General features: G+C 70.6%; 24 protein-coding genes. 17 read left to right on the top strand and 7 right to left on the bottom strand.

Annotation, left to right across the window (positions count from 1 at the left end; genetic code table 11):
- Positions 1 to 114 precede the first annotated feature (114 nt).
- A complete protein-coding gene (locus PE066_RS10275; RefSeq protein WP_271236438.1) occupies positions 115 to 825 on the top strand; it encodes a glutathione S-transferase N-terminal domain-containing protein in 711 nt (236 codons plus the stop codon).
- A gap of 21 nt (positions 826 to 846) precedes the next feature.
- Positions 847 to 1,794: a glutathione synthase gene (gene gshB / locus PE066_RS10270; protein ID WP_271236437.1), complete on the top strand. Its 948-nt coding sequence runs from the start codon at positions 847 to 849 to the stop codon at positions 1,792 to 1,794.
- Positions 1,795 to 1,797: 3 nt separating this feature from the next.
- Here gshB and PE066_RS10265 read toward each other — a convergent pair whose 3' ends face one another.
- Entirely contained in the window at positions 1,798 to 2,562 is a 765-nt protein-coding gene (locus PE066_RS10265) for a class II glutamine amidotransferase (protein ID WP_271236436.1), read from the bottom strand.
- 71 nt (positions 2,563 to 2,633) lie between these two features.
- On the bottom strand, positions 2,634 to 3,038 hold the full coding sequence (locus PE066_RS21375) for a cysteine-rich CWC family protein (RefSeq protein ID WP_336298458.1): 405 nt from the start codon (positions 3,036 to 3,038) through the stop codon (positions 2,634 to 2,636).
- A 186-nt stretch (positions 3,039 to 3,224) separates the two neighbouring features.
- On the opposite strand from PE066_RS21375, the gene PE066_RS10255 reads away from it, so the two are divergent.
- Both PE066_RS10255 and PE066_RS10250 read left to right on the top strand, forming a co-directional pair.
- A complete protein-coding gene (locus PE066_RS10255) occupies positions 3,225 to 4,190 on the top strand; it encodes a radical SAM/SPASM domain-containing protein (protein ID WP_271236435.1) in 966 nt (321 codons plus the stop codon).
- A complete protein-coding gene (locus PE066_RS10250; RefSeq protein WP_271236434.1) occupies positions 4,187 to 5,179 on the top strand; it encodes a phosphopantetheine-binding protein in 993 nt (330 codons plus the stop codon). Before PE066_RS10255 ends, PE066_RS10250 begins: the two co-directional genes overlap by 4 nt.
- Positions 5,180 to 5,244: 65 nt before the next feature.
- Here PE066_RS10250 and PE066_RS10245 read toward each other — a convergent pair whose 3' ends face one another.
- Genes PE066_RS10245 through PE066_RS10230 form a run of 4 tightly spaced genes read right to left on the bottom strand, consistent with a single transcriptional unit; the run spans position 5,245 to position 10,186 of the window.
- Positions 5,245 to 8,001 (bottom strand): sensor histidine kinase, encoded by a 2,757-nt coding sequence (locus tag PE066_RS10245; protein ID WP_271236433.1) that lies wholly within the window; start codon positions 7,999 to 8,001, stop codon positions 5,245 to 5,247.
- A gap of 29 nt (positions 8,002 to 8,030) precedes the next feature.
- Positions 8,031 to 8,267: a hypothetical protein gene (locus PE066_RS10240; protein WP_271236432.1), complete on the bottom strand. Its 237-nt coding sequence runs from the start codon at positions 8,265 to 8,267 to the stop codon at positions 8,031 to 8,033.
- On the bottom strand, positions 8,264 to 8,629 hold the full coding sequence (locus PE066_RS10235) for a response regulator transcription factor (protein WP_271236431.1): 366 nt from the start codon (positions 8,627 to 8,629) through the stop codon (positions 8,264 to 8,266). The genes PE066_RS10240 and PE066_RS10235 overlap by 4 nt, the downstream gene beginning before the upstream one ends.
- A 57-nt stretch (positions 8,630 to 8,686) precedes the next feature.
- Positions 8,687 to 10,186, bottom strand: coding sequence for a helix-turn-helix domain-containing protein (locus PE066_RS10230; protein ID WP_271236430.1), 1,500 nt, complete (start codon positions 10,184 to 10,186; stop codon positions 8,687 to 8,689).
- A 215-nt stretch (positions 10,187 to 10,401) separates the two neighbouring features.
- On the opposite strand from PE066_RS10230, the gene PE066_RS10225 reads away from it, so the two are divergent.
- Genes PE066_RS10225 through PE066_RS10205 form a run of 5 tightly spaced genes read left to right on the top strand, consistent with a single transcriptional unit; the run spans position 10,402 to position 15,513 of the window.
- Positions 10,402 to 11,733: a substrate-binding protein gene (locus tag PE066_RS10225; protein ID WP_271236429.1), complete on the top strand. Its 1,332-nt coding sequence runs from the start codon at positions 10,402 to 10,404 to the stop codon at positions 11,731 to 11,733.
- A 19-nt stretch (positions 11,734 to 11,752) separates the two neighbouring features.
- Positions 11,753 to 12,769, top strand: coding sequence for a branched-chain amino acid ABC transporter permease (locus PE066_RS10220; RefSeq protein ID WP_271236428.1), 1,017 nt, complete (start codon positions 11,753 to 11,755; stop codon positions 12,767 to 12,769).
- 2 nt (positions 12,770 to 12,771) lie between these two features.
- A complete protein-coding gene (locus PE066_RS10215; protein ID WP_271236427.1) occupies positions 12,772 to 13,992 on the top strand; it encodes a branched-chain amino acid ABC transporter permease in 1,221 nt (406 codons plus the stop codon).
- 10 nt (positions 13,993 to 14,002) lie between these two features.
- A complete protein-coding gene (locus tag PE066_RS10210) occupies positions 14,003 to 14,758 on the top strand; it encodes an ABC transporter ATP-binding protein (RefSeq protein WP_271236426.1) in 756 nt (251 codons plus the stop codon).
- Positions 14,755 to 15,513 carry an ABC transporter ATP-binding protein gene (locus PE066_RS10205; protein WP_271236425.1) on the top strand — a complete coding sequence of 253 codons (759 nt, stop codon included), beginning with the start codon at positions 14,755 to 14,757 and terminating at the stop codon, positions 15,511 to 15,513. The genes PE066_RS10210 and PE066_RS10205 overlap by 4 nt, the downstream gene beginning before the upstream one ends.
- A 148-nt stretch (positions 15,514 to 15,661) precedes the next feature.
- Here PE066_RS10205 and PE066_RS10200 read toward each other — a convergent pair whose 3' ends face one another.
- Positions 15,662 to 17,857: a malate synthase G gene (locus tag PE066_RS10200; protein ID WP_271236424.1), complete on the bottom strand. Its 2,196-nt coding sequence runs from the start codon at positions 17,855 to 17,857 to the stop codon at positions 15,662 to 15,664.
- 158 nt (positions 17,858 to 18,015) lie between these two features.
- On the opposite strand from PE066_RS10200, the gene PE066_RS10195 reads away from it, so the two are divergent.
- From PE066_RS10195 to PE066_RS10160, 8 genes are all read left to right on the top strand, one after another.
- A complete protein-coding gene (locus tag PE066_RS10195; RefSeq protein WP_271236423.1) occupies positions 18,016 to 18,951 on the top strand; it encodes a LysR family transcriptional regulator in 936 nt (311 codons plus the stop codon).
- Positions 18,948 to 19,400 carry a DUF2214 family protein gene (locus tag PE066_RS10190; RefSeq protein WP_271236422.1) on the top strand — a complete coding sequence of 151 codons (453 nt, stop codon included), beginning with the start codon at positions 18,948 to 18,950 and terminating at the stop codon, positions 19,398 to 19,400. The genes PE066_RS10195 and PE066_RS10190 overlap by 4 nt, the downstream gene beginning before the upstream one ends.
- Before the next feature lie 57 nt (positions 19,401 to 19,457).
- The gene (gene argS, locus PE066_RS10185; RefSeq protein WP_271236421.1) at positions 19,458 to 21,131 is read left to right on the top strand and encodes an arginine--tRNA ligase; all 1,674 of its coding nucleotides are present in this window, start codon (positions 19,458 to 19,460) and stop codon (positions 21,129 to 21,131) included.
- A gap of 8 nt (positions 21,132 to 21,139) precedes the next feature.
- On the top strand, positions 21,140 to 21,745 hold the full coding sequence (locus tag PE066_RS10180; RefSeq protein ID WP_271236420.1) for an SPOR domain-containing protein: 606 nt from the start codon (positions 21,140 to 21,142) through the stop codon (positions 21,743 to 21,745).
- A 65-nt stretch (positions 21,746 to 21,810) separates the two neighbouring features.
- A complete protein-coding gene (locus PE066_RS10175) occupies positions 21,811 to 22,461 on the top strand; it encodes a thiol:disulfide interchange protein DsbA/DsbL (RefSeq protein ID WP_271236419.1) in 651 nt (216 codons plus the stop codon).
- A gap of 110 nt (positions 22,462 to 22,571) precedes the next feature.
- Positions 22,572 to 23,183 (top strand): lipopolysaccharide transport periplasmic protein LptA, encoded by a 612-nt coding sequence (gene lptA / locus PE066_RS10170; protein WP_271236418.1) that lies wholly within the window; start codon positions 22,572 to 22,574, stop codon positions 23,181 to 23,183.
- Positions 23,184 to 23,185: 2 nt separating this feature from the next.
- Positions 23,186 to 23,974, top strand: a complete 789-nt coding sequence (lptB, locus tag PE066_RS10165; protein WP_271236554.1) for an LPS export ABC transporter ATP-binding protein — start codon at positions 23,186 to 23,188, stop codon at positions 23,972 to 23,974.
- A 22-nt stretch (positions 23,975 to 23,996) separates the two neighbouring features.
- Positions 23,997 to 25,529 carry an RNA polymerase factor sigma-54 gene (locus PE066_RS10160; protein WP_271236417.1) on the top strand — a complete coding sequence of 511 codons (1,533 nt, stop codon included), beginning with the start codon at positions 23,997 to 23,999 and terminating at the stop codon, positions 25,527 to 25,529.
- The last annotated feature ends 2 nt before the right edge of the window (positions 25,530 to 25,531 follow it).

Raw genomic sequence — 25,531 nt, 5'->3', positions numbered from 1 at the left:
GCTGCCGGTCGAGTGTAGGCAGGGCCGCGGCGCGGCGCCTCCTCGCAAACCCATGGCACGCCGCCGGAGAACCCACGCGCCGCGGGCGCTCCGAAGCCGTGCTACGGTGTCGGGATGACGACGGACCTGTCCCCATTTCCCATCACCCGCAAGTGGCCGGCGCAGCACCCGGATCGGCTGCAGCTGTACTCGCTGGCCACGCCCAACGGCGTCAAGGCCTCCATCGTGCTGGAGGAGACCGGGCTGCCCTACGAGGTGCACCGGATCGACTTCGACCGGCAGGACCAGCTCTCGCCGGAATTCCTGTCGCTCAGCCCGAACAACAAGATCCCGGCCATCCTCGATCCCGACGGGCCCGGCGGCCGGCCGCTCGCGCTGTTCGAATCCGGCGCCATCCTGCTGTACGTGGCCGAGAAGACCGGCCAGCTGCTGCCGCGCGATCCGGCGCTGCGCTGGCAGGCGGTGCAGTGGCTGATGTTCCAGATGGGCGGGGTCGGGCCGATGTTCGGCCAGGTCGGCTTCTTCCACAAGTTCGCCGGCAAGGATTACGAGGACAAGCGTCCGCGCGACCGCTATGTCGCCGAGTCGCGCCGCCTGCTCGGCGTGCTGGACAAGCAACTGGCCGAAAGCCGCTGGCTGGCCGGCGACGACTACAGCGTGGCTGATATCGCGACGTTCCCGTGGGTGCGCAACCTGGTCGGCTTCTATGGCGCCGGCGAGCTGGTCGAGTTCGGCACCTTCACCCACGTGCAGCGCGCACTTGACGCCTTCCTCGCCCGCCCCGCGGTGCAGCGCGGGCTCGCCATCCCGGCGCCCCGCGCCTGAACGCACCGCCGAGCCCACACCATGAAGCTGCTTTTCGTTGCCGATCCGCTGGAGGCCTTCAAGGTCTACAAGGACACCACCTTTTCCATGATGCGCGAGGCGCAGCGGCGCGGCCATTCCGTTGCCGCCTGCGAGCCGCGCCATCTGTCCTGGCGCTCCGGCGGCCCGGTGCACGCCAGCGTGCGCGAGATCCGCCTGACCGGCTCGGACGAGGACTGGTTCGCCGAGACCGCCAGCCCGACGCTCGCGCTGAACGAATTCGACGCGGTGCTGATGCGCAAGGACCCGCCGTTCGACCCGGAATACTTCTACGCCACCCACCTGCTGGAGCAGGCCGAGCGCGAGGGCGCGCGCGTGTTCAACAGCCCGCGCTCGCTGCGCGACCACCCGGAGAAGCTGGCGGTGATGGAGTTCCCCCGGTTCGTCGCGCCGACGCTGGTGACGCGCGACCCGCAGGAGGTGCGGCGCTTCCATGCCGAGCACCAGGACATCATCCTCAAGCCGCTGGACGGCATGGGCGGCATGGGGATCTTCCGGGTCGGACCGGACGGACTGAACCTGGGCTCGATCACCGAGACGCTCAACCGTCACGGGGACACGACGATCATGGTGCAGCGCTTCGTGCCCGAGATCGTGCAGGGCGACAAGCGCGTGCTGGTGATCGGCGGCCAGCCGGTGCCCTTCAGCCTGGCGCGCATTCCGCAGGGCTCGGAAGTGCGCGGCAATCTGGCCGCCGGCGGCAAGGGCGTGGCCCAGCCGCTGACCGCGCGCGACCGCGAGATCGCCCAGGCGCTGGGGCCGGTGCTGGCCGCGCGCGGGCTGCTGCTGGTCGGCCTGGACGTGATCGGCGACTACCTCACGGAGATCAACGTCACCAGCCCGACCTGCTTCCAGGAGATCCACCAGCAGGCCGGCTTCGACGTGCCCGCCATGTTCATCGACGCGCTGGAAGCGGCGATGGCCGCCTGACGTTCAAGCCACCGCGGCGCCGTCGACGAACACGCGCAGCTCGCCCGGCTGCATCTGCTGCCAGTCCTCGTTCACCGTCAGCGGCGCGGTGACCACCACCGCCACCCGGTCCTGCGGCGTGGTGTGGTGGGCGAAGTCGATCGACAGGTCCTCGTCCTTCAGCCGCGCATGGGTGAACGGGTGCTTGCGCTCGACGTGGAACAGGTTGGTCGCGCAGTGCGCCCACAGCGCCTCGCCGTTGGACAGCAGGAAGTTGAACGGACCGTGGCGGGCGATGCGCGGGGCCAGCTCGCGCAGGGTGAGGGTCAGCTCGGCCACGCTGGGCACGCCGGCGTGCGACTTCCACAGCTCCTGCAGGATCCAGCAGAAGGCCCGCTCGCTGTCGGTGCTGCCGACCGGCTGGAAGCTGGCGTGCAGCCGCGGCTGGAAGTCCTTCAGGTCGCCGTTGTGGGCGAACACCCAGTAGCGGCCCCACAGTTCGCGCACGAACGGGTGGCAGTTCTCCAGCGCGACCTCGCCCTGCGTCGCCTTGCGGATGTGGGCGATGACGTTGCGGCTCTTGATCGGGTAGCGGCGGATCAGCCCGGCCACCGGCGACTGCGCCGCCGGCTCGTGATCGACGAAGTGGCGCAGGCCCCGTCCTTCGAAGAAGGCGATGCCCCAGCCATCGGCGTGGTGGTCGGTGCGGCCGCCGCGCTGGGCAAAGCCGCTGAAGCTGAACGTGATGTCCGTGGCGGTGTTGCAGTTCATCCCGAGGAGCTGGCACATGCGGCCATTATTCGCGAGTGCTGCCCCGCGCGGGACCAGCTGCCGGCGCGGGCTTGATGGCAAGGGGGCCGCTACCTCGCGGCCGCCGCGGCGCAAGCCGCGCAAATGCAGGCCTTGTCGACGGCCTGCGGCGGCACTTGCGCCAGCAGCTCGCGCGTGAAATCGGCCCGGGTGCACCAGCAGGGCGGCTGCGGCCGCCCGGTCGCGCGCTCGACTTCGTTGGCGCAGCGGTTGGACTGGCCGCACAGCGGGCAGCGGCTCGGGTCGACGACGGCGCGCGGGTTCATGGCGGGCAGTCTAGCGGGCACCTGGATGCGGGTGCGTTCGTTCGAGGCGCACAGGATGTCCGCCGCGCAAGCCGCGGCCGTCCGGATCGAAGCGGTGCGGGCGCTGTTCCCGCCGTCGAAACGGATGGGCTTGCGCCCGAGCTCATCGAAGGACTCATCGGCGTGGTCTCCGCGCAGGAGTGCGGCCACGGATGGCTTGTGCCGTTCGGTTCGCTGGTGAAGAACCGATGACGCAGATCAAGCACTCGGTCGAACGTGGCCTCCCGCGACCCCACCAGATCACGGGCATTCATTAGGCTGATTCGTGATGCCGGGTGTGGCTTGGGTTCCCTCCGGCATCGGGGCGTCCCGTTCCACCTTTCATGGAGATGCACGATGGCTGCCGTCGAACTCGAAGATATTGCCGCCACCTTGGGCAAGTTCGCCTTCCCCAGGAAATTCGCTGTCGAACTTTGCGCCGAATGCAACCTGGCCTGCTCGATGTGCCACCACCCCTGGATGAAGCGACCCAAGGGCACGATGCCCTTCGCGCTGTGGCAGAAGTGTGCCGACGAGATCGCAGCCATCTCGCCCCGGACCGAATGCTGGTTCTCGTTCTGCGGCGAGCCCCTGCTCGAGCCCGAGCTGCTGTTGAAGTGCCTCGACTACGGCCGGTCGGTCGGCTTGAAGTCGATGAACATCAACACCAACGGCATGCTGCTCACGGCCGATCTGAACGAGGCGATCCTCGGTTCAGGCGCGCACCTGATCGTCTTCGGCGTCGACGGTTTCTCCAAGGCGTCCTTCGAGAAGTACCGCGTGAAGGCCGATCGCGACGTGGTGTATGCCAACGTGGAACGACTGCTGAAGCGGCGCGACGAGTCCGGCTCGAAGCTGGCCATCCAGGTGCAGTTCATCGCCATGGATGACAACGCCCACGAAGTCGGTGAATACAAGGCCTACTGGCTGGCGCGCAACGCCGTGGTGAAGGTGCGCCGCCAGCTCAGCTGGGGCGGCCAGTTCGAAACCGGCCTGGGCATCTCGAATGACGAGCGCATTCCCTGCCCCTGGGCCGTGACGATGATGCATGTGTTCTGGGACGGCCGCGTGCCGCGCTGTCCCGGCGACACCGAGTGCGAAGAGGGCGCCGGCAACGCCTGGCACGACAGCCTCTCGAGCCTGTGGGCCCAGCTCGGCCGGTATCGGGATCTGCACCTGGAGCGCAGGTTCGACCAGCTGCCGGCGCGCTGCCTCAAGTGCACCGACTGGATGACCGGCGCCGCCGAACGGGTGCGGCCGGAAGCCGAAGCGGTCCCCATCGAGCCCACCTGGCAACGCCTGAACGGGGAGGCGGCCCGATGAGAACGCTCTACCTGTGCGGTGCGGGCAACGGCGAGGGCATCCGCCTGGCCTTGCAGGTCAACCGCGCCAGCAGGCGCTGGCGTCGCATCGTGCTGCTCGACGACGATGCCAGCAAGCACGGCAGCACCCGCATGGACCTGTGCGTGGCCGGCTCGTTCGACCTGCTGCGCGAAGCCGACCCGGCGCTCGATGAAGTGGTGAACCTCGTCACCCGCACCACCGCCGGCCGCGCCCGCGCCCGCGAGCGCATCGCAGGCTTTCGCATTCCCTTCGCTTCCTTGGTGCACCCCGGCGTCGACTTGATCGGCACCCAGCTGGCCGGTGAAGTCAGCATCTACGAGCACGCGACGATCGGCGCCGCCGCTTCGGTAGGGCGGTCGAGCGTGGTGCTGGTGGGCGCCGTGGTGGGCCATGGTTCCCGGCTGGGCCAGGGCTGCGTGGTGGCCCCCAACGCCGTCATCAACGCCCGCGTGGTGCTGGACGACGGGGTGTACTTGGGCTCGAACGCCAGCATCCTGCCCGACTTGCGCATCGGCGCCGGAGCCACCATCGCCGCCAACACGCTGGTGCTCGCCGATGTGCCGGCCGGCGCCACCGCGCTGGGGGTGCCGGCCACGCTGATGCAAGCCGCCGGGGCCGGCACGATGGCCGCGGCCGTCAAGGCTGCCCCAGCCAGCGCCCCTGCCGGCAGAGCGGGCTCGCCCGTGGACACGGCGACGCTCGAATCCGACATCGCCGCAGCCATGCGCGAGCTGCTGTCGCTCGCGGACGTGCCCCGTGGCGGCAATTTCTTCGACCTCGGCGGCACCTCGCTCAAGGCCATCCAGCTGAGCCGCCGGATCGGTGAACGCTGCGGCATCGCGGCCGACGCACTGGACGTGTTCCGCTTCCCGACGGTCGCCGCGCTCGCCGCCCACTACGGCGGCGTCTCGGACGGCTCGGCCTTGAGCCAGGCGCGGCAGCGGGCGGCGATGCGGCGCTGGCGATGAACCAGGCCGGGCCAGCGGCAAGGCCGCCCAGCCTCGTCCTGCACTGAACACCGGCGGCCCGGCGGTCATCCGGCCGGGGCGCCCCTCGGCGCGGCCGGTGCCGGTGCAGCCCCGGCAGGCGGGTCGATGCGCTGCAGCCGCAGGCGGAAGCAGGCGCCCGGTCCGGAGCCCGGCACCAGCTCCAGCGTGCCGCCGAGACGGCGCACGATCTGCCAGCTGATCGCCAGGCCCAGCCCGGCGCCCTGCATGCCCGGCAGGCGGGCGGCGCCGCCGCGCGAGAAGCGGGCGAACAGCCGCTGCTGCACCTCGGGCGCGATGCCGGGGCCGTTGTCCTGCACCGTCAGTTCGTAGCGGCCGTCGGCCAGCGCGCTGGCGATGCGCACGTGCGGCCGCGGGTCGGTGTTGTGGCGGATCGCATTGGAGATCAGGTTGATGAAGACCTGGCTCAGCCGGTCCGGGTCGGCCATCACGCAGGCGCCCTTGTCGCGCTGCGTGCGCACCACCTCGAGCCGGGCCGCGCCGGACAGGCCGCGGCAGATGTTCACCGCGTTGTCCAGCGCCAGGTCGGGGTCGATGGGGCGCAGCGACCAGGTGCTGTGGCCGCGCTCCAGCACGCTCAGCTCCAGGATGTCGTCGAGCAGGCGCGTCATGCGGATGCTCTCGTCGTGGATGATGCGCAGGAAGCGCTCGGACTGGGCGCGCTCCAGCTCCGGTGCCTGCAGCAGGATCTCGGAGAACGAGCGGATCGAGGTCATGGGCGTGCGCACCTCGTGGCTGACCTGGCTGAGGAAGTCGTCCTTCTGGCTGTCCAGCGCCTTGAGCCGCTCGTTGGCCTGACGCAGTTCCTGCGCGGTGGCGGCCAGTTCCCGCGACTGCGTTTCGAGCCGCCGGCTGTAGTCGCGCACGCGCTGGGTCTCGTCGGCGATCTGCACCAGCCCGGCCAGGCTGATGGTCTCGCCGGTGACCACCTGCGACACCATGGCACGCGCGGTGGCCGCGCCGACGCTGCCGGCCAGCTTGCGCTCCAGCTCGGTGATCAGCACGTCGCCCGCGGCCGGGTCGCCCGGCGCCGGGTTGGCGCCGTGGCCGCCGGCGGCGAACAGGCGGCGCGCTTCGTCGACGCCGATCAGCCGCTGCGCCAGCACGTTCAGGTCGTAGGTGTCGGCCGAGCGGCTGACGAAGCGCGAGGTGTCGGCGCTGCCCTGGCGGAACACGTCGACGAACAGCGTGGCCTGCAGGTGCTCCAGCGGGCGCGGCTCGCGCAGCAGCGAGACGCCGACGAAGACGGCGGTGTTGAAGGTCAGGCTCCAGAACACCGAGTGCACCAGCGGGTCCACCCCCTGCATGCCGAACAGCTGCTGCGGCCGCAGCCAGGGCAGCCCGAACGGGCCTTCGGCGATGTCGGCCGGCGACAGCAGCCAGGCGCCCTGGAAGCTCGGCAGCAGCAGCGTATAGGCCCACATCGCCGCGCCCACCGCCAGGCCGGCGACGGCGCCGCGTGCGGTGGCATGGCGCCAGAACAAGCCGCCGACCAGGCACGGCAGCAGTTGTGCGGCCCCGGCGAAGGCGGTCAGGCCGATCGACGCCAGCGGATTGAAGCGGGCGCTCAGCCGGAAGTAGGCGAAGGCCAGCAGCAGGATCAGGCAGATGCTCACGCGGCGGCTGCGCAGCAGCAGGCGGCGCACGTCGCCGCTGGCGTTGAGCGCCACCCACGGCAGCCGCAGCGCCAGCGGCAGGATGATGTGGTTGGACACCATGGTGGAGAGTGCGATCGCCGCCACGATCACCATCGAGGTCGCCGCCGAGAAGCCGCCCAGGAAGGCCAGCATGGCGACCTCCTGCCGCCCGGCCCACATCGGCAGCGTCAGCATGAACATGTCGGGGTTGGCGCCGCGCGGCAGGAAGGCCAGGCCGGCGCCGGCGATCGGCAGGATGAACAGGCTGATCAGGAACAGGTACAGCGGGAACAGCCAGGCGGCGGTGCGCAGGTGGCGCTCGTCGCCGATCTCCACCACCGTCACCTGGAACTGGCGCGGCAGGCAGATCACCGCGGTGGCCGACAGGAAGCACAGCGTCACCCAGCGCGGGCCGAACGCCTCCTGGGCGTGCAGCATGTCGGGCGGCATGCGGGCAAACAGGTCGGCCGGCCCGGCGCCGATGCCGAACACCACCAGCAGGCCGACGGCCAGCATGGCCACCAGCTTGACCACCGCCTCGGTGGCGATCGCAGCCACCACGCCGGGGTGCCGCTCGCTGGCGTCGATGTTGCGGGTGCCGAAGAGGATGGTGAACAGCGCCATGCCGGCGGCGATCCAGAACGCCAGCTGGAAATTGGGCCGGGCGCTGTAGAAGCCCGACAGCGCCGCCGGCCCGGAGCCGCTGACCACCTGGAAGCTGGTGGTGACGGCCTTGAGCTGCAGCGCGATGTAGGGGGTGGAGGCGGCCACCACGATCACCGTGACCAGCGCGGCCAGCCCGGCGCTCTTGCCATAGCGCGAGGACAGCATGTCAGCGATCGAGGTGATGCGGTGGCGCTGGCCGATGCGCACCAGCTTGCGCAGGAACAGCCACCAGCCGATGAACACCAGCGTCGGGCCGAGGTAGATCGTCACGTACTCCAGCCCGCTGCGCGCGGCCGAGCCGACCGCGCCGTAGAAGGTCCAGGAGGTGCAGTAGACCGAGATCGACAGCGTGTAGGTGACCGGCGACTGCAGCCAGCCCAGGCGCCCCTGGCGGGCATGGCTGTCGCCCAGGAAGGCGATGCCGAACAGCGCCGCGACGTACAGCAGCGCCGCGGCGAGGACCAGGTTGGCCGACAGCATGGCGCGGGCCTGCGGTGCGGACGCCGGCCTTACCCGGCGGGCGGCTCGGGCTCGCCGCCGATGCGCTGCGCCAGGGCCCAGGCCAGCGCGATCAGGGCGGCCCAGGTGCCGAAGAGGTAGACCACGATCAGCGGGATGCCCAGCACCTGCACCCGGGCGGTGAACAGCGGCAGGAACGGCGGCAGCAGCAGGAAGGCACCCAGGAACGGCAGCACCACCGCGGCGCTGCGCAGGCGCTGGCGCGACAGGCGCTCGACCGGCTTCACGCGGTGAGCCGCCGCACCTGCTCGACCAGGTCGCGGTTGGCGAACGGCTTGGTGAGGAAGGCCGAGGCGCCGATCGATTCGGCCAGCTCGCGGTCGCGCTGCTGGGTCCTGGCGGTCAGCACGATCACCGGCAGCGCCTGCAGGCGCGCATCGGCCTTGATCGCCTTGAGCACCTCGAAGCCGTTGCGCCCGGGCAGCATCACGTCGAGGATCAGCAGGTCGGGCAGGGCGCGGCGCAGCTGCTGCAGGGCGGCCTCGCCGTCGGCGACGGTGGACACCGAGTGGCCTTCGCGGCTGAGGATGAAGCTCAGCGATTCGGAGATGTTCGCCTCGTCCTCGGCGATCAGAACGCTTGCCGCCATGGCTGCCCGTCCGCGTGGTGGAGCGCACCAGTCTAGCGACGGGGCGCTGCGCCAGCCTCAGGAGATGCCCGCATCGAAGAGGGGCTCTTCCTGGCGCCAGTCGCAGCCGCGCCGCACGCAGACGCGGCAGGCCTGGCCCACCGGGGTGGCCGGCGCCTGCGGCGACAGGTCCAGGCCGTCGCCATAGACGGTGCGGTCGGCATGCAGCGCGTCGCAGAACAGCATGACCGACAGCAGGCGCTGCGGCGCGCCGAAGCCGGCGCCGTCCTTCTCCACCGTGCGCGCCACCATCAGGTAGCGGTCGCCGCCGGGGAATTCGGCCAGCTGCCGCACCACGCTGCCGGGCGTGCGGAAGGCGGCGTGCACCGCCCACAGCGGACAGGCATCGCCCCAGCGCGGCAGCGGCAGGCGCGGCAGCGGCAGGCGCTTGCTGACGTGGCCGGAGGGGTCGGTGCGCATGAAGCCGAACGGGATGCCCTCGGCGGCGGGCCGGCGCAGGCTGGCCAGGCGATGGCCCACCTGCTCGAAGCTGGTGCCGAAGCGACGCGCCAGCAGCTCAACGTCGTAGCGGCCCGCCACCGCGGCGGCGTGGAAGTCCTCGTATGGCATGAGGAGGGCTGCGGCGGCGTAGCCGAACAGGGCGCGGCGCGCGCGCTGCTGAGCGGCCGCGGTGGCGAGCACGCCTTGCGCCTGCGCCAGTTCCGCGTCCACCGCGGCAGCGCAGGCGAGTTCGCAGGCGGCGCGCGCCAGCGCGAACCGGCGGCTGGCCGGGCTGGCCAGGGTGGGAACGTCCGGCATGGCCTGGCGCTCGCGCAGCCAGTGCTCCAGCGCCGGCGTGTCCGGCGCCGCCCCGCCCAGGTCGGCCGCCAGCGCCTGCGCGGCCACTTCCAGCTGCGGGAAATGGTTGCCCCGATCGAACAGGTAGTCGTCGACCTCGGCCGCCGGCGTGCTCGGTGGACGCGCGGCGAGGTCGCGGCCGAGGAAGGCGGCCAGCGCCTGCGCCACCTCCGACAGCCGCCGGCTGTCCTGCGCCACGATGGACACGAAGCGGCGCTGCTGTGCCGCCTCGAGCGGCGGCGCGCCCTCCAGGATCTCCGAGGCCGAGCGGATCGACGTCAGGCGCGTGAGCAGCGCATGCACCGCCTCGGCCACGAACGGGTCCTGGCTCAGGCGATCGGACAGGGCGGCCACCACCTGCCGCTGCGCGATGCCGGCGCGGTGCAGCGCGACCACCGCGCGGCCCCAGTGCGGCTGGCGCGCCACCAGCTCGGCCGCCGAAGGCGCATCGAGCCGCAGCGACGACAGCAGCGGGTCGGCCGCGACTTCCGCCAGCTCGTCCAGCAGGCGCCGCTCGGCGGCGCCGTCGAACTCCTCCAGCGGCCGGCCGAGCGCCTGCGCGATGCGGTGCAGCAGCGCCCCGGCGATGTTGCGGCGGTCGCTCTCGATCAGGTTCAGGTAGGACGGCGAGATGCCCACGCGCTGGGCCAGCGCGGCCTGGGTCACGCCCTGGGCGCGGCGCTGGTCGCGGATGCGCTGGCCGATCAGGGTGCGTGCCATGGCAAAGGCCTCCGTGAAAACCCGCAAGAGCGCCGGCAAGGCTGTCAATCCTTCACCGCGCCAGCCCGGTATGACAACGGATATTTACGAGAAAGTCCTTTGTCGTCAATCGTTTATTGAATCGTTGACAAGCGCGTGAGATGTTTCGCCGGTGCCGCGCAGCTTTCATCGGGCGGCGCATTCGTTTCCCTCCAACCCGATCGACGAGGTCCACCATGGAAGACAAGGTTCGACGCAACGTACTCAAGGGCATGGGCGCGGTGGGGGCCGGCATCGCGGCGCCCACGTTCTTCATGCGCAATGCCTGGGCGCAGGAGTTCCGCAACAACCCGGGGAACGCCAAGACCGTGACCCTGGGCTTCAACGTGCCCCAGAGCGGCCCCTACGCCGACGAAGGCAACGACGAGCTCAAGGCCTACAAGCTGGCCGTCAAGCACCTCAACGGCGAGGGCGATGGCGGCATGATGAAGACCTTCAAGCCGTCCTCGCTCAAGGGCAACGGCATCCTGGGCAAGAAGGTCGCCTACGTCACCGGCGACACCCAGACCAAGGCCGACGCGGCGCGCGCCTCGGCCAAGCGCATGATCGAGAAGGACGGCGTGGTCATGTTCACCGGCGGCTCGTCCTCGGCGGTCGCGGTCGCCGCGCAGGCGCTGGCGCAGGAGATGGGGGTGATCTTCATGGTCGGCCTGTCCCACGCCAACGACACCACCATGAAGGACCGGCGCCGCTACGGCTTCCGGCACTTCTTCAACGCCTACATGTCGGGCCAGGCGCTGGCGCCGGTGCTCGCCCAGGAGATGGGCAAGGAGCGCAAGGCCTACCACCTGACGGCCGACTACAACTGGGGCTGGAGCCAGGAAGAGTCGCTCAAGAACGCCACCGAGAAGCTGGGCTGGAAGACCGTCAACGCGGTGCGCACCCCGCTGGGATCGGGCGACTTCTCGCAGTACATCACGCCGGTGCTCAACTCCGGCGCCGACGTGCTGATCCTGAACCACTACGGCAAGGACATGGTGAACTCGCTGCGCCAGGCGGTGCAGTTCGGCCTGCGCGACAAGCAGGTGGGCGGCAAGAACTTCGAGATCGTGGTGCCGCTGTACTCGCGCCTGATGGCGCAAGGCGCCGGCGAGGCGGTCAAGGGCATCCTGGGCACGGCCAACTGGCACTGGACCCTGGAGAACGAGGCGACCAAGGTGTTTACCAAGTCGTTCGGCCAGGAGTACGGCGAGCCGCCCTCGCAGGCCGCCCACACGGCCTACGTGCAGACGCTGCTGTACGCCAACGCGGTGGAAAAGGCCGGCACCTTCTACCCGCCGGAGGTGATCAAGGCGCTGGAAGGCTTCAAGTTCGACGGCCTGGGCAACGGCCCGACCGAGTACCGCGCCGGCGACCACCAGTGCATGCATGACGTGCTGGTGATGCGCGGGGCCGAGAAGCCCAAGAGCCGCTTCGGCCTGCTGGAGGTGGTCAAGGTGGTGCCGCGCGCCCAGATCGACTACGACCCCAAGATGGGCGGCGGCGAGCTCGGCCCGTACAAGGTCTGACCGCAGGGGAGCCCCGGCGATGGACGCCCTCCTGCTGCAACTGCTCAACGGCCTGGACAAGGGCGGGGCCTACGCGCTCATCGCCCTGGGCCTGACGCTGATCTTCGGCACGCTGGGGGTGGTGAACTTCGCCCACGGGGCGCTGTTCATGCTGGGCGGCTTCTGTGCGGTGGTGCTGCACAAGCTGTTGACGATCTCGAAGATGGTCAAGGACACCTCCGTGACCTTCTTCGACTCGTACAAGGAGGTGCCCTACCTGACGCTGTGGTTCGGCGAGGCCGGCGCCCGGGTGATCGACTACGCGGTGCCGCTGTCGGTGCTGCTGGCGATTCCCGTGATGCTGGTGCTGGGCATCGCCTTCGAGCGCGGGCTGATCCGGCATTTCTACCGCCGTCCGCACGCCGACCAGATCCTGGTGACCTTCGGCCTGGCCATCGTGCTGCAGGAGCTGGTCAAGGCGTACTTCGGCGCCAACCCGATCCCGGTGCCCACGCCCGACGCGCTGACCGGCAGCGCCGACATCGGCGCCTGGTTCGGGCTGGGCGGCTCGATCACGTACCCGTGGTGGCGGCTGGTGTACTTCCTGTTCTCGCTGGGGGTGATCGGCGCGGTGTTCGCCTTCCTGCGCTTCACCACCTTTGGCATGGTGGTGCGCGCCGGCATGCGCGACCGCGAAACCGTGGGCCTGTTCGGCATCAACATCCAGCGCCGCTTCACGGTGGTGTTCGGCATCGCGGTGGTGGTGGCCGGCGTGGCCGGCGCCATGTACACGCCGATCCTGGCGCCCGACTACCACATGGGCATGGAATTCCTGGTGCTGTCCTTCGTGGTGGTGGTGGTCGGCGGCATGGGCTCGCTCGGCGGGGCGGTGCTGGCCGGTTTCTTGCTCGGCATCCTGCAGTCGTTCGCCTCGATGAACGAGGTCAAGGCGCTGGTGCCCGGCATCGACCAGGTGATCATCTACCTGGTCGCGGTGGCGATCCTGCTGGTGCGCCCGCGCGGGCTGCTGGGCCGCAAGGGCCTGATGGAAACCTGATCATGACAAGCAACCGCCGCAACGACCTGCTGCTGGTGGCCGGCTTCGCCGCCGCCGTGCTGGCGCTGCCGCTGTGGGCGGCGCCGCTGGGCGCCGGCTACCCCGACCTGCTGCAGCGCTTCGCGATCTACGGCATCTTCGCCATCGGCTTCAACATCCTGTTCGGGCTGACCGGCTATCTGTCGTTCGGCCACGCGGCCTTCCTGGGCGTGGGCTCGTACACCGCCGTCTGGTGCTTCAAGCTGCTGACGGTGAACGTGCTGCCGGCGGTGCTGTGCGGCATGGTGGTGGCCGGCCTGTTCGCGCTGGTGATCGGCTACGTGAGCCTGCGCCGCTCGGGCATCTACTTCGCCATCCTCACCCTGGCGTTCGCCCAGATGTCCTACAACCTCGCCTACTCGGTGCTCACGCCGGTGACCAACGGCGAGACCGGGCTGCAGATGGCGCGCACCGATCCGCGGCTGATCGACACCTGGCTGCACGGGGCCAGCCCGGTCATTCCCTCCACCCACCTGTTCGGCATCCCGATGAGCGGCTACAGCGGCTTCTACTTCTGCGCCGTGCTGCTGATCGCCGCCTTCTGGGTGGCCCTGCGCATCAGCCGCTCGCCGTTCGGCACCATGCTGCGGGCCATCCGGTCCAACCAGAACCGGCTCAACTTCACGGGCGTGCACTCGCGCCCCTACGCGCTGGCCGCATTCGTGATCTCCGGCGTCTACGCCGGGCTGGCCGGCTCGCTGCTGGCGGTGACCGATCCGCTGGCCGGCGCCGAGCGCATGCAGTGGACCGCCTCCGGCGAAGTGGTGCTGATGACCATCCTGGGCGGGGTCGGCACGATGCTGGGCCCGGTGCTGGGCGCGGCGGTGATCAAGTACTTCGAGAACATCTTCTCGGCCTTCAACGCCCAGACCCTGCACCACCTGTTCTCGTTCCTGCCCGATCCGGTGGAGAACGCGGTGGTCGGCCTGCTCGGCCTGTTCGTCGGCGAGGGCTGGCAGCTGACGCTGGGCGTGCTGTTCATGATCGTGGTGGTCTTCCTGCCCGGCGGCATCATGGAAGGCATCGAGCGCGTCGGCCGGCTGCTGCGCCGCCGGCGCAGCGATGGCGCGCAGGCCGCCGCGGCGGCCCCCGCCGGTCCCGCGCACGGCGCTGCGCCGCAGCCAAACCCGGCCGCCGCCGGCTCCCGCAACCCGGCCGCGCAGCACGCGCGCGGCGCCGCCTAGGAGGCAAGCCGTGGCCATCCTCCACGTCAAGGGCGTGAGCAAGAGCTTCGCCGGGCTGAAGGCGCTGAACGACGTCAACCTCGCGGTCGAGGAAGGCAGCGTGCACGCCATCATCGGACCCAACGGCGCCGGCAAGTCCACGCTGCTCAACTGCTTCGTCGGCCGCCTCGCGCCCGACAGCGGCTCGGTCACCTTCGACGGCAAGTCGCTGGTCGGGCTGGCGCCGCACGAGATCAACCAGACCGGCGTGGCGCGCGTGTTCCAGACGCCCGAGATCTTCGGCGACCTGAGCGTGCTGGAGAACGTGGTGATCCCGGCGCTGGCGCGGCGCGACGGCGCCTTCGCCTTCAACGCCTGGCCGCGCGCAGACACCCAGGCCGAGGTGCTGGAGCGGGCCGAAGCGGCGCTCGAGGACGTCGGCCTGGTTGGCAAGCGCCGCGCGGTTGCCGGCAACCTGTCGCGCGGCGACAAGCGCCGGCTGGAACTGGCCATGTGCCTGGTGCAGGAGCCGCGCCTGCTGCTGATGGACGAGCCGACCGCAGGCATGTCGCGCGCCGACACCAACAACACCATCGACCTGCTGCAGCGCGTGGGCCACGGCAAGGTCACCAAGGTCATCATCGAGCACGACATGCACGTGGTGTTCTCGCTGGCCCGGCGCATCAGCGTGATGGCGCAGGGCACCGTCATCGCCGAAGGTGATCCGCTGGCCATCAAGGGCGACGAGCGGGTCAAGCAGGCTTACCTGGGAGGCGCCCACCTGTGAACGCGGTCACCACCCCCGAGCGCGAGGCGGCGGCCGCCGCGGTTTCGCCGCCGGCCTTCTTCTCCTGCCGCAACCTGCACGCCTTCTACGGGCAGAGCTACGTGGTGCAGGGCGTCGGTTTCGACGTCCACGAGGGCGAGATCGTGGCCCTGCTGGGGCGCAACGGCGCCGGCAAGACCTCGACCCTGCGCACCATCGCCCGGCTGGCCGACCCGCAGCTGCGCAGCGGCGAGGTCTGGCTGGCCGGCCAGGCGCTGCACCCGCTGGCGGCCTGGCAGGCGGCTCGCCTGGGCGTCGGGCTGGTGCCGGAGGACCGCCGCATCATCGGCGGGCTGACGGTGGAGGAGAACCTGCAGCTGGCCCGGATCGAGCCGCCGCGCGGCTGGTCGCTCGAGCGCATCTACAGCCACTTCCCGCGCCTGGCCGAGCGGCGCCGGCAGGAAGCCGTGACCCTGTCCGGCGGCGAGCAGCAAATGCTGGCCGTGGCGCGCGCGCTGGCGCGCGAGGTCAAGCTGCTGCTGCTGGACGAGCCCTACGAGGGGCTGGCGCCGGTGATCGTGCAGGAGATCGAGAAGATCCTGCAGGAGATCAAGGCGCTGGGGCTGACCACCATCATCGTCGAGCAGAACGCGATCGCGGCGCTGCACCTGGCCAACCGGGCGGTGATCCTGGACATGGGCGAGGTGGTGTTCGACGGCACCGCGCGCGACGTGATCGACAACGCCGAGTTGCGCCACCAGTACCTGGCGATTTGATGCGGCCGTGAAGATGGCGGCGCTCCTGCGCCGCTAGCGGACCGCGCGGAATAGCATGCAGCGCGGTCTTTCCTGTGAAGAGGATCCGGCTTTGCCGGGCCTCTTCACACTGATCGAGGTACCCGTTGAAGAATCGCGTAGCGATTCTTCAACGACTGGCTTTCACCTTCAGCCGCCAGGCATGCAGCAGCGGCTCGGTGTAGCCGGAGGGCTGCTCCTTGCCCTTGAACACGAGGTCGAGCGCGGCGCGGTAGGCGTACGAGGTGTCCCAGTTGCCGGCCATCGGCAGGTACAGCGGGTCGCCGGCGTTCTGCTGGTCGACCACGGCGGCCATGCGCTGGAAGGTCTCGCGCACCTGCTGCTCGCTGACCACGCCGTGCAGCAGCCAGTTGGCGATGTGCTGGCTGGAGATGCGCAGGGTGGCGCGGTCTTCCATCAGGCCGACGTTGTGGATGTCGGGCACCTTGGAGCAGCCCACGCCCTGGTCGATCCAGCGCACCACGTAGCCCAGGATGCCCTGCACGTTGTTGTCCAGCTCCTGCTGGCGCTCTTCGGCCGTCCATTTCGCTTCCGGTGCCACCGGCACCTGCAGCAGTCCAGCCAGCAGGGCCTCGCGCTCGCCGGCGGCGTCGATCTTTTCCAGCTCGCGCTGCACCGCAGCGACGTCGACCTGGTGGTAGTGCAGGGCGTGCAGCGTGGCGGCGGTGGGCGAGGGCACCCAGGCGGTGTTGGCGCCGGCCTTGGGGTGGCCGACCTTCTGCTCCAGCATGGCGGCCATCAGGTCCGGCATGGCCCACATGCCCTTGCCGATCTGGGCCCGGCCGCGCAGGCCGCAGGCCAATCCCACCAGCACGTTGTTCTTCTCGTAGGCCTGGATCCAGGCGCTCGACTTCATGTCGCCCTTGCGGAACATCGGGCCGGCCAGCATGGCGGTGTGCATCTCGTCGCCGGTGCGATCGAGGAAGCCCGTGTTGATGAAGGCCACGCGCGCCGACGCCTCGGCGATGCAGGCCTGCAGGTTGACGCTGGTGCGGCGCTCCTCGTCCATGATGCCCAGCTTGACGGTGTTGGCGGGCAGCCCGAGCAGTTGCTCGACCCGGCCGAACAGTTCGCTGGCGAACGCCACTTCGCGCGGTCCGTGCATCTTGGGCTTGACGATGTAGACCGAGCCGGTGCGCGAGTTGCGGATCCCGTTGACGCCGTGGCCCTTGAGGTCGTGCACGGCAATCGCCGTGGTCACCACCGCATCGAGGATGCCCTCCGGGATCTCCTGGCCGTCGCCCCACAGGATGGCGGGGTTCGTCATCAGGTGGCCGACGTTGCGCACGAACAGCAGCGAGCGGCCGTGCAGCGCCACCGTGCCGCGGCCGTCCGGCGCGGTGTACACGCGGTCGGCGTTCAGGCCGCGGGTGAAGGTGCGTCCGCCCTTGCTCACCTGCTCGGTCAGGTCGCCCTTGAGGATGCCCAGCCAGTTGCGGTAGGCCAGCACCTTGTCCTGCGCATCGACGACGGCGACCGAGTCCTCCAGGTCCAGGATGGTGGACAGCGCCGCCTCCAGCACCACGTCGGTGATGCCGGCGGCGTCGCCGCGGCCGATCGGCGTGCTGCGGTCGATCAGGATGTCCAGGTGGATGCCGTGGTGCTTGAGCAGCACGGAGGAGGGCGAGCCGGCTTCGCCCTGGTAGCCGGCGAACTGGGCGGCATCCTTCAGCCCGGTGCTGGCGCCGCCCTTCAGTGCGACCACCAGCGCGCCGCCCTCGACGCGATAGCCGGTGGCGTCGCGGTGCGAGCCCTGGGCCAGCGGCGCGGCCTGGTCCAGCACGCCGCGCGCGTAGTCGATCACCCGGGCGCCGCGCACCTCGTTGTAGCCCGGGCCCTTCTCGGCGCCGCCGCTCTCGGGAATGGCGTCGGTGCCGTACAGCGCGTCGTAGAGTGAACCCCAGCGGGCGTTGGCGGCATTCAACGCGTAGCGCGCGTTCAGGATCGGCACCACCAATTGCGGGCCGGCCTGCAGCGCCAGCTCGGCATCGACGTTGGCGGTGCTGGCCTGCACGCCGGCCGGCTGCGGCACCAGGTAGCCGATCTGCTCGAGGAAGGCGCGGTAGGCCTGGACGTCCTGCACCGGGCCCGGGTGCGCCCGGTGCCATTGGTCCAGCTCGGCCTGCAGCCGGTCGCGCTCGGCCAGCAGCGCCTGGTTCTTCGGCGCCAGGTCGTGCACCAGCGCATCGAAGCCCTGCCAGAACGCGGCGGCATCGACGCCGGTGCCCGGCAGCACCTGGTCCTCGATGAAGCGGTGCAGCTCGGTGGCGACCTGCAGGCGGTGGGCGGACGTGCGGGCGTTCATGGACAAAACTCTCCTGTCGTGGGGTGGCAAGGGGACGGCCCGCGGGCAGCCGCGCGACCATGCGTCGAATTTATTCCAACCTGCGCCGAAGGTTTAGAGCCCGACAAGTGATTTGATTCATGACCTGAGCGCAGCTAATCCGCCCATAATGGACGGGGATGGACAAGCTCAAGCAACTCGAGTCCTTCGTCTCGGTCGCCACCCGCGGCAGCCTGACGGCCGCCGCCAAGGCCGAGGGCGTGGCGCCGGCCATCATGGGCCGGCGGCTCGACGGGCTGGAGGAACGGCTGGGCGTCAAGCTGCTGGTGCGCACCACCCGGCGCCTGACGTTGACGCATGAGGGCAGCGCCTTCCTTGAGGATTGCCAGCGCCTGCTGGCCGATCTGGCCAACGCCGAGGCCAGCGTCAGCGCGGGCGGCGTCAAGGCCAGCGGCCACCTGCGCATCACCGCGCCGGCCGGCTTCGGCCGCCGCCACGTGGCGCCGCTGGTGCCGCGCTTTCGCGAACTGCACCAGGACGTGACCATCTCGCTCAACCTCAGCGACCGGGTGGTCGACCTGGCGGGCGAGGGCTACGACTGCGCCGTGCGGGTGGGCGACCTGCCCGACTCCTCGCTGGTGAGCGTGCGCATGGCCGACAACCGGCGCCTGTGCGTCGCCACCCCCGGCTACCTGGCGCGCCACGGCACGCCGCAGCAGCCCAGCGACCTGGCGCGCTTCCACTGCCTGCTGCTGTCGAGCGAGGCTTCGCAAGTGCGCGGCTGGGCATTCACAGTGCCCAAGGGCGACGGCCGCGAGGTCGTCCACTTCCGTCCCGGCGGCCCGCTCGACTGCTCCGACGGCCAGGTGCTGCACGACTGGTGCCTGCGCGGCTGGGGCATCGCCTGGCGCAGCACCTGGGAGGTCGAGGAGGACCTGCAGGCCGGCCGGCTGGTCGAGGTGCTGGCCGACTACGCCGCCCCGCCCAACGGCATCTACGCCGTTTTCCCGCAGCGCAAGCACCTGCCGGTGCGGGTGCGGCTGTGGATCGAGTTCCTCAAGCAGCATTTCAGCCGGCCCGACTTCTGGCGCGAAGGCGCCCCGACCCCACCATGACCCTCGAAGCCCTGCTCGCCTACCTGCACATCTCGGCCTTCCTGGCCCTGGTGGTGTTCCTGACCAGCGAGACGGCGCTGTGCCGTCCCGAATGGTTCAACGCCACCGTGGTCGAGCGGCTGGTGACCGTGGACCGCATCTACGGCATCGCCGCGCTCGCCGTGCTGGCCACCGGGCTGGCGCGCATCTTCCTGGGCGCCAAGGGCGCCGCCTGGTACGGCGGCAACTGGCTGCTGTGGACCAAGGTCGGCCTGTTCGCGACCGTCGGCCTGATGTCGATCCGGCCGACCCTGCGCTTCCTGGCCTGGCGCAAGGCGCTGCGCGCCGACGGCAGCCTGCCGGCGGCCGAGGAGGTGCGGGCGGTGCGGCGTTGGGTGATGTGGCAGGCCCACATCGTGCCCTTCATCCCGCTGCCCGCGGTGTTCCTGGCGCGCGGGTACGGCGGCTGACCGCCGGGGGCCGGCCGGCGCGGGGCGTCGGATCGCCTGCCTCCTTAGAATCCCTCGATGCTCCTTGTGAAAGAAGAATTGCTCGGCGCACTCGCGTCCGGGCTGGACCGCCTGTCGCCGGGCGCCGGCGCGAAGGCTGCGTTCGAGTCGCCCAAGGCGGCGGCGCACGGCGACCTGGCGTGCACCGCGGCCATGCAACTGGCCAAGCCGCTCAAGCTCAACCCGCGGCAGGTGGCCGAGAGCCTCAAGGCCGAACTGCTGCCGTCGCCCGCTTTCCAGCGCTGGGTCGATGCAGTCGAGATCGCCGGGCCCGGCTTCCTGAACATCCGCCTCAAGCCCGCCGCCAAGCAGCAGGTGGTGCGCGAGGTGCTGCAGGCCGGCGCCCGCTTCGGCCAGCGGCCGGCCAGCGGCCAGCGCATGATGGTGGAGTTCGTCTCGGCCAATCCCACCGGCCCGCTGCACGTGGGTCACGGCCGCCAGGCCGCGCTGGGCGACGCGATCTGCAACCTGTACGCCAGCCAGGGCTGGGACGTCTGGCGCGAGTTCTACTACAACGACGCCGGCGTGCAGATCGCCACCCTGGCGCTGTCCGTGCAGTCGCGCGCGCGCGGCCTGAAGCCCGGCGATGCCGGCTGGCCCGAGTCCGCCTACAACGGCGACTACATCGCCGACATCGCGCAGGACTTCCTGGCGGGCAAGACCGTGAAGGCGGACGACCGCGAATTCACCGCCTCCGGCGACGTCGACGACCTGGACGGCATGCGCCAGTTCGCGGTGGCCTACCTGCGCCACGAGCAGGACCTGGACCTGCAGGCCTTCGCCGTCAAGTTCGACCACTACTACCTGGAGTCGAGCCTGTACACCAGCGGCAAGGTCGATGCCACGGTGCGCCGGCTGCAGGAGGCCGGCAAGACCTACGAGCAGGACGGCGCGCTGTGGCTGAAGTCGACCGACTACGGCGACGACAAGGACCGCGTGATGCGCAAGTCCGACGGCAGCTTCACCTACTTCGTGCCGGACGTGGCCTACCACATCAGCAAGTGGGAGCGGGGCTTCCGCAAGGCAGTGAACATTCAGGGCACCGACCACCACGGCACCATCGCGCGGGTGCGCGCCGGCCTGCAGGCGGCCGGCGCCGGCATCCCGGCCGGCTACCCGGACTACGTGCTGCACACCATGGTGCGCGTCATGCGCGGCGGCCAGGAGGTCAAGATCTCCAAGCGCGCCGGCAGCTACGTGACGTTGCGCGACCTGATCGAGTGGACCAGCAAGGACGCGGTGCGCTTCTTCCTGCTGTCGCGCAAGCCCGACACCGAATACGTGTTCGACGTCGACCTGGCGCTGGCGCAGAACAACGACAACCCGGTCTATTACGTGCAGTACGCCCATGCCCGCATCTGCTCGGTGCTGGCGGCGTGGGGGGGCGACGCGGCGACGCTGGCCGGCGCCGACCTGTCGGCGCTGGACAGCCCGGCGGCGCTGTCCCTGATGCTGGCGCTGGCGAAGTACCCCGACATGCTGGCCGCCGCCGCGGCCGACTTCGCGCCGCACGACGTGACCTTCTACCTGCGCGAGCTCGCGAGCAGCTACCACTCCTACTATGATGCCGAGCGCATCCTGGTGGATGACGAGTCGCTGAAGCGGGCGCGGCTGGCGCTGGTGGCAGCCACCGCGCAGGTGCTGCGCAACGGGCTGGCGCTGCTCGGCGTCGGCGCCCCGGAGAAGATGTGAGCAGGAAATTGAAAAGACAGCGCGGCAATCTGCTGGTCGGCCTCGTGATCGGGGTCCTGATCGGGCTGGGCGCCGCGCTGGCGGTGGCGGTCTACGTCACCAAGGTGCCGGTACCCTTCGTCAGCAAGCACACCGGCCGCACGGCCGAGCAGGACGCGGCCGAGACCAAGAAGAACAAGGACTGGGATCCGAACGCGCCGTTGTACGGCAAGAACCCGGCCAAGCCGCTGCCGCCGGCAGCGCCGGCGGCGCCGGCCGATGCGGGCCCGGTCTCCGCGCCGCCGGCGGTGACGGGCAAGCCCGCGCCCGGCGCGTCCGGTTCGGCCGACCCGCTGGGCGACTTCGCCGCTGCCCGCTCGGCCGCTCCGGCGGCCGACCCCTTCCTCTATTTCGTGCAGGTGGGTGCCTTCCGCACCGCCGAGGACGCCGAGACCCAGCGCGCCAAGCTGTCGCTGATGGGGGTCGAGGCGCGCGTCACCGAGCGCGAGCAGTCCGGCCGCCAGGTGTTCCGCGTGCGGGTCGGTCCGTTCGAGCGCAAGGACGACGCCGACCGCAGCAAGGAAAAGCTCGATGCCGTCGGCCTGGAGACGGCCCTGGTGCGCGTGCAGCGCTGACGGCCGGCGGGAACCAAGTCCCGGGCGCCGCGCTCTGAGCCCAACTCAAGGAGTGAAAGACCGACATGAACCGACGTGAGTTCTCCGCGGGCGCCGCCTGCGCCGTTGCCGCCGCCGGCCTGGGCCTGGCGCCGCTGGCCTGGGCCCAGCAGAAGCCGGAGGACGGCGCCGACTACAAGACGCTGGACAAGCGCGCGTCGACCGAAGCGCCCACCGGCAAGGTCGAGGTGGTGGAATTCTTCTGGTACGCCTGCCCGCACTGCAATGCCTTCGAGCCGCAGCTGGAGGCCTGGCAGAAGCGCCTGCCGGCGGACGTGGTGCTGCGCCGGGTGCCGGTCGCCTTCCGCGACAGCTTCGTGCCGCAGCAGCGCCTGTTCTACACGCTGGAAGCCATGAGCAAGCTCGACCAGCTGCATCGCAAGGTGTTCCACGCCATCCACGTCGAGCGCCAGCCGCTGGACAAGGAAGGCCCGATCCTCGACTGGGCGGCCAAGAACGGCCTGGACAAGGCGAAGTTCCAGGAGACCTACAACTCCTTCGGCGTCTCGACCAAGGCGCGCAAGGCCGCCCAGCTGCAGGACGCGTACAAGGTCGAGGGCGTGCCCGCGCTCGGCGTCGCCGGCCGCTGGTACACCGACGGCTCCATGGCCGGCAGCATGCCGCGCGCCGTGCAGGTCGCCGAGTTCCTGATCGCCGAGGCCCGCAAGGCGCGCTGATCGGCCGGCGCCTGCCTGTCCGCCGCACCGGCCCGCTTCGGCGGGCCTTTCGTTTGTGGCGGAACCCGGCCAAGGTCGCCCGTACAATGGCCAGCAAGATTCGTGCCTTTATGAAGATCCTTCTTCCCGCCCTTGTCGTCGCGCTGAGCGCCCTGGCGCTGCCGGTCCATGCGGAACGGGCCGACCGCAACCAGCCCATGAACGTCGAGGCCGACGCGCTGCGCTACGACGACCTGAACCAGACCAGCGTGTTCACCGGCCGGGTGGTGCTGACCAAGGGCACCATCCTGGTCCGGGGCGCGCGAGTCGACGTGCGGCAGGACCCCGAGGGCTACCAGCACGGCGTGGTGACGGCGGCGCCGGGCGAGCGGGCCTTCTTCCGCCAGAAGCGCGAGGGGGTCGACGAGTACATCGAGGGCGAAGGCGAGGTGATCGAGTACGACGGCAAGGCCGATCGCGTCAAGTTCATCCGCCGCGCCGAGATGCGGCGCTACCGCGGCGCCACCCTGGCCGACGAGACCAGCGGCAGCCTGATCACCTACGACAACACCACCGACGTGTTCACCGTCGACGGCGGCCCGAGCTCGCCCACGCCCGGTGGCCGCGTGCGCGCGGTGCTGGCGCCGCGCGATGCGGCCTCGGCGCCGGCGGCCGGCGCCCGGCCGGCCGCACCGCCGGCCCAGCTGCGGCCGAGCACGACGCTGCGCGGGGACGCGCGGTGAAGATGGACCTGGCCGAAGCGGCGCTGGCCACGCCGCAGGTGCCGGCCGGGCGCAGCCGGCTGGAGGCGCGCCACCTGCGCAAGACCTACGGCAGCCGGGCGGTGGTCAAGGACGTGTCGCTGGGCGTGGACAACGGCGAGGTGGTCGGCCTGCTGGGCCCGAACGGCGCCGGCAAGACCACCTCCTTCTACATGATCGTCGGCCTGGTGCGCGCCGATGCCGGCGAGATCTCGATCGATGGCCGGGCCGTGGAGCACATGCCGATCCACCGGCGCTCGCGGCTGGGCCTGTCCTACCTGCCGCAGGAGGCATCGATCTTCCGCAAGCTCAACGTGGCGGAGAACGTGCGCGCGGTGCTGGAGCTGCAGCGCGGCCCGGACGGCCAGCCGCTGGCGCCGGAGGCGATCGAGGAGCGCCTGAGCGCGCTGCTGCAGGACCTGCGGGTCGACCACCTGCGCGACTCGCCGGCACCGGCGCTGTCCGGCGGCGAGCGCCGCCGGGTCGAGATCGCGCGGGCGCTGGCCACCCAGCCGCGCTTCATCCTGCTGGACGAGCCGTTCGCCGGCATCGACCCGATCGCCGTCATCGAGATCCAGCGCATCATCGGTTTCCTCAAGTCGCGCGGCATCGGCGTGCTGATCACCGACCACAACGTGCGCGAGACGCTGGGCATCTGCGACCACGCCTACATCATCAGCGAGGGCGAGGTGCTGGCGCAGGGCACGCCTTCGGAGATCGTCGACAACGCCGACGTGCGCCGGGTCTACCTCGGCGAGCACTTCCGAATGTAGCCATGGCGCGCCGGGGGCACCCATGAAGCAGGGGCTGTCGCTTCGGGTCTCGCAGCACCTCGCGCTGACGCCGCAGCTGCAGCAGTCGATCCGCCTGCTGCAGCTTTCCACGCTCGAGCTGGCCCAGGAGGTCGAGCAGATGCTCGGCGACAACCCGTTCCTCGAAGTCGCGCCCGAGGAGGCGCCGCGCGAGGAATTCGGGATCGCGCAGGCCGACACCCCGCCACCGGCGACCGAGCGCGAAGAGGCGGCGTACGAGGCCGCCGCGCTGGATGCCGCGCCGGTCGGCGACGCGGAGACGGCGCAACCGCACGACTGGGATGGCGACGGCAGCATCGAGCTGGTGCCCGACGATGGCGAGTGGGGTGGCGAGGCGCCCGCGCGCCGCAATGATGCTGGCGGCGAGGACGGCGGCGACGCGATCGAGCTGGCGCGCCGGCACGAGTCGCTGCAGGACCACCTGCACCGGCAGGCGCTGCTGCTGCGGCTGGCGCCGGAGGACCAGGCGGCGCTGCGCTTCCTGATCGAGTCGCTCGACGATGACGGCTACCTGGAGGATCCGCCCGAAGCCCTGGCCGCGGCCCTGGCGCCCGGCGACCTGCCGCAGCAGGAAGAGCTGGTCCACCGCTTCACGGTGGCGCTGCGCCTGCTGCAGCACCTCGATCCACCCGGCGTGGGTGCCCGTTCGCTGGCCGAATGCCTGCAGCTGCAACTGCAGGCCCGGCGCGGCGAGATCGCCGACCCCGAGGCCTGCGATGCCGCGCTGGCGCTCTGCGCCCAGCCGATGGACCTGCTGGCGCGGCGCGACGTCCGGCGCCTGGCGCAGTTGTGCGGTCTGTCCGAGGCACAGGTCAAGGCCGGCATCGCGCTGGTCACCCGGCTCGAACCCAAGCCGGGCCGCCGCTTCGCCGACGTCGAGCGCAACATCGTGGTGCCCGACGTGCTGGTCAGCCCGGCCGCGGCCGGCAGCCCGTTCCGCTTCCGGGTGCAGCTCAACCCCGACGTGCTGCCGCGCCTGCGGGTGCACGACGCCTATGCCGGCGCGCTCAAGGCCCATCGCGGCGAGGGCCACCAGGCGCTGCAGCAGCGGCTGCAGGAGGCGCGCTGGTTCATCCGGAACATCCAGCAGCGCTTCGACACCATCCTGCGGGTGTCCACCGCGATCGTCGAGCGGCAGAAGAACTTCTTCGTGCACGGCGAACTGGCCATGCGCCCGCTGGTGCTGCGCGAGATCGCCGACGAGCTGGGGCTGCACGAATCCACCATCTCGCGCGTGACCACCGCCAAGTACATGGCCACCCCGCTGGGCACCTTCGAGCTCAAGTACTTCTTCGGCTCCGCCCTGGGCACCGAGACCGGCGGCAACGCTTCGTCGACGGCGGTGCGGGCCCTGATCCGGCAGCTGGTGGCCGCCGAGGACGCCGCCCGGCCGCTGTCGGACAGCCGCATTTCGGACATGCTCAAGGAGCAGGGCATCGAGTGCGCGCGCCGTACGGTGGCCAAGTACCGCGAGGCGCTGCGAATCGCGCCCGCCAACCTGCGCAAGGCGCTGTAACC

The organism is Ramlibacter tataouinensis (assembly GCF_027941915.1).
Taxonomy (GTDB): Bacteria; Pseudomonadota; Gammaproteobacteria; order Burkholderiales; family Burkholderiaceae_C; genus Ramlibacter; species Ramlibacter tataouinensis_C.
Note: the sequence above shows the minus strand (reverse complement) of the source record. Positions and strands in the feature narration are given on the sequence as shown.

Coding starts and splice junctions, on each gene's coding strand:
- PE066_RS10275 (WP_271236438.1), top strand. CDS start 115: ATGACGACGGACCTGTCCCCATTTCCCATCACCCGCAAGTGGCCGGCG.
- gshB (WP_271236437.1), top strand. CDS start 847: ATGAAGCTGCTTTTCGTTGCCGATCCGCTGGAGGCCTTCAAGGTCTAC.
- PE066_RS10265 (WP_271236436.1), bottom strand. CDS start 2,562: ATGTGCCAGCTCCTCGGGATGAACTGCAACACCGCCACGGACATCACG.
- PE066_RS10255 (WP_271236435.1), top strand. CDS start 3,225: ATGGCTGCCGTCGAACTCGAAGATATTGCCGCCACCTTGGGCAAGTTC.
- PE066_RS10250 (WP_271236434.1), top strand. CDS start 4,187: ATGAGAACGCTCTACCTGTGCGGTGCGGGCAACGGCGAGGGCATCCGC.
- PE066_RS10245 (WP_271236433.1), bottom strand. CDS start 8,001: ATGCTGTCGGCCAACCTGGTCCTCGCCGCGGCGCTGCTGTACGTCGCG.
- PE066_RS10235 (WP_271236431.1), bottom strand. CDS start 8,629: ATGGCGGCAAGCGTTCTGATCGCCGAGGACGAGGCGAACATCTCCGAA.
- PE066_RS10230 (WP_271236430.1), bottom strand. CDS start 10,186: ATGGCACGCACCCTGATCGGCCAGCGCATCCGCGACCAGCGCCGCGCC.
- PE066_RS10225 (WP_271236429.1), top strand. CDS start 10,402: ATGGAAGACAAGGTTCGACGCAACGTACTCAAGGGCATGGGCGCGGTG.
- PE066_RS10220 (WP_271236428.1), top strand. CDS start 11,753: ATGGACGCCCTCCTGCTGCAACTGCTCAACGGCCTGGACAAGGGCGGG.
- PE066_RS10215 (WP_271236427.1), top strand. CDS start 12,772: ATGACAAGCAACCGCCGCAACGACCTGCTGCTGGTGGCCGGCTTCGCC.
- PE066_RS10200 (WP_271236424.1), bottom strand. CDS start 17,857: ATGAACGCCCGCACGTCCGCCCACCGCCTGCAGGTCGCCACCGAGCTG.
- PE066_RS10195 (WP_271236423.1), top strand. CDS start 18,016: ATGGACAAGCTCAAGCAACTCGAGTCCTTCGTCTCGGTCGCCACCCGC.
- PE066_RS10190 (WP_271236422.1), top strand. CDS start 18,948: ATGACCCTCGAAGCCCTGCTCGCCTACCTGCACATCTCGGCCTTCCTG.
- argS (WP_271236421.1), top strand. CDS start 19,458: ATGCTCCTTGTGAAAGAAGAATTGCTCGGCGCACTCGCGTCCGGGCTG.
- PE066_RS10175 (WP_271236419.1), top strand. CDS start 21,811: ATGAACCGACGTGAGTTCTCCGCGGGCGCCGCCTGCGCCGTTGCCGCC.
- lptA (WP_271236418.1), top strand. CDS start 22,572: ATGAAGATCCTTCTTCCCGCCCTTGTCGTCGCGCTGAGCGCCCTGGCG.
- lptB (WP_271236554.1), top strand. CDS start 23,186: ATGGACCTGGCCGAAGCGGCGCTGGCCACGCCGCAGGTGCCGGCCGGG.
- PE066_RS10160 (WP_271236417.1), top strand. CDS start 23,997: ATGAAGCAGGGGCTGTCGCTTCGGGTCTCGCAGCACCTCGCGCTGACG.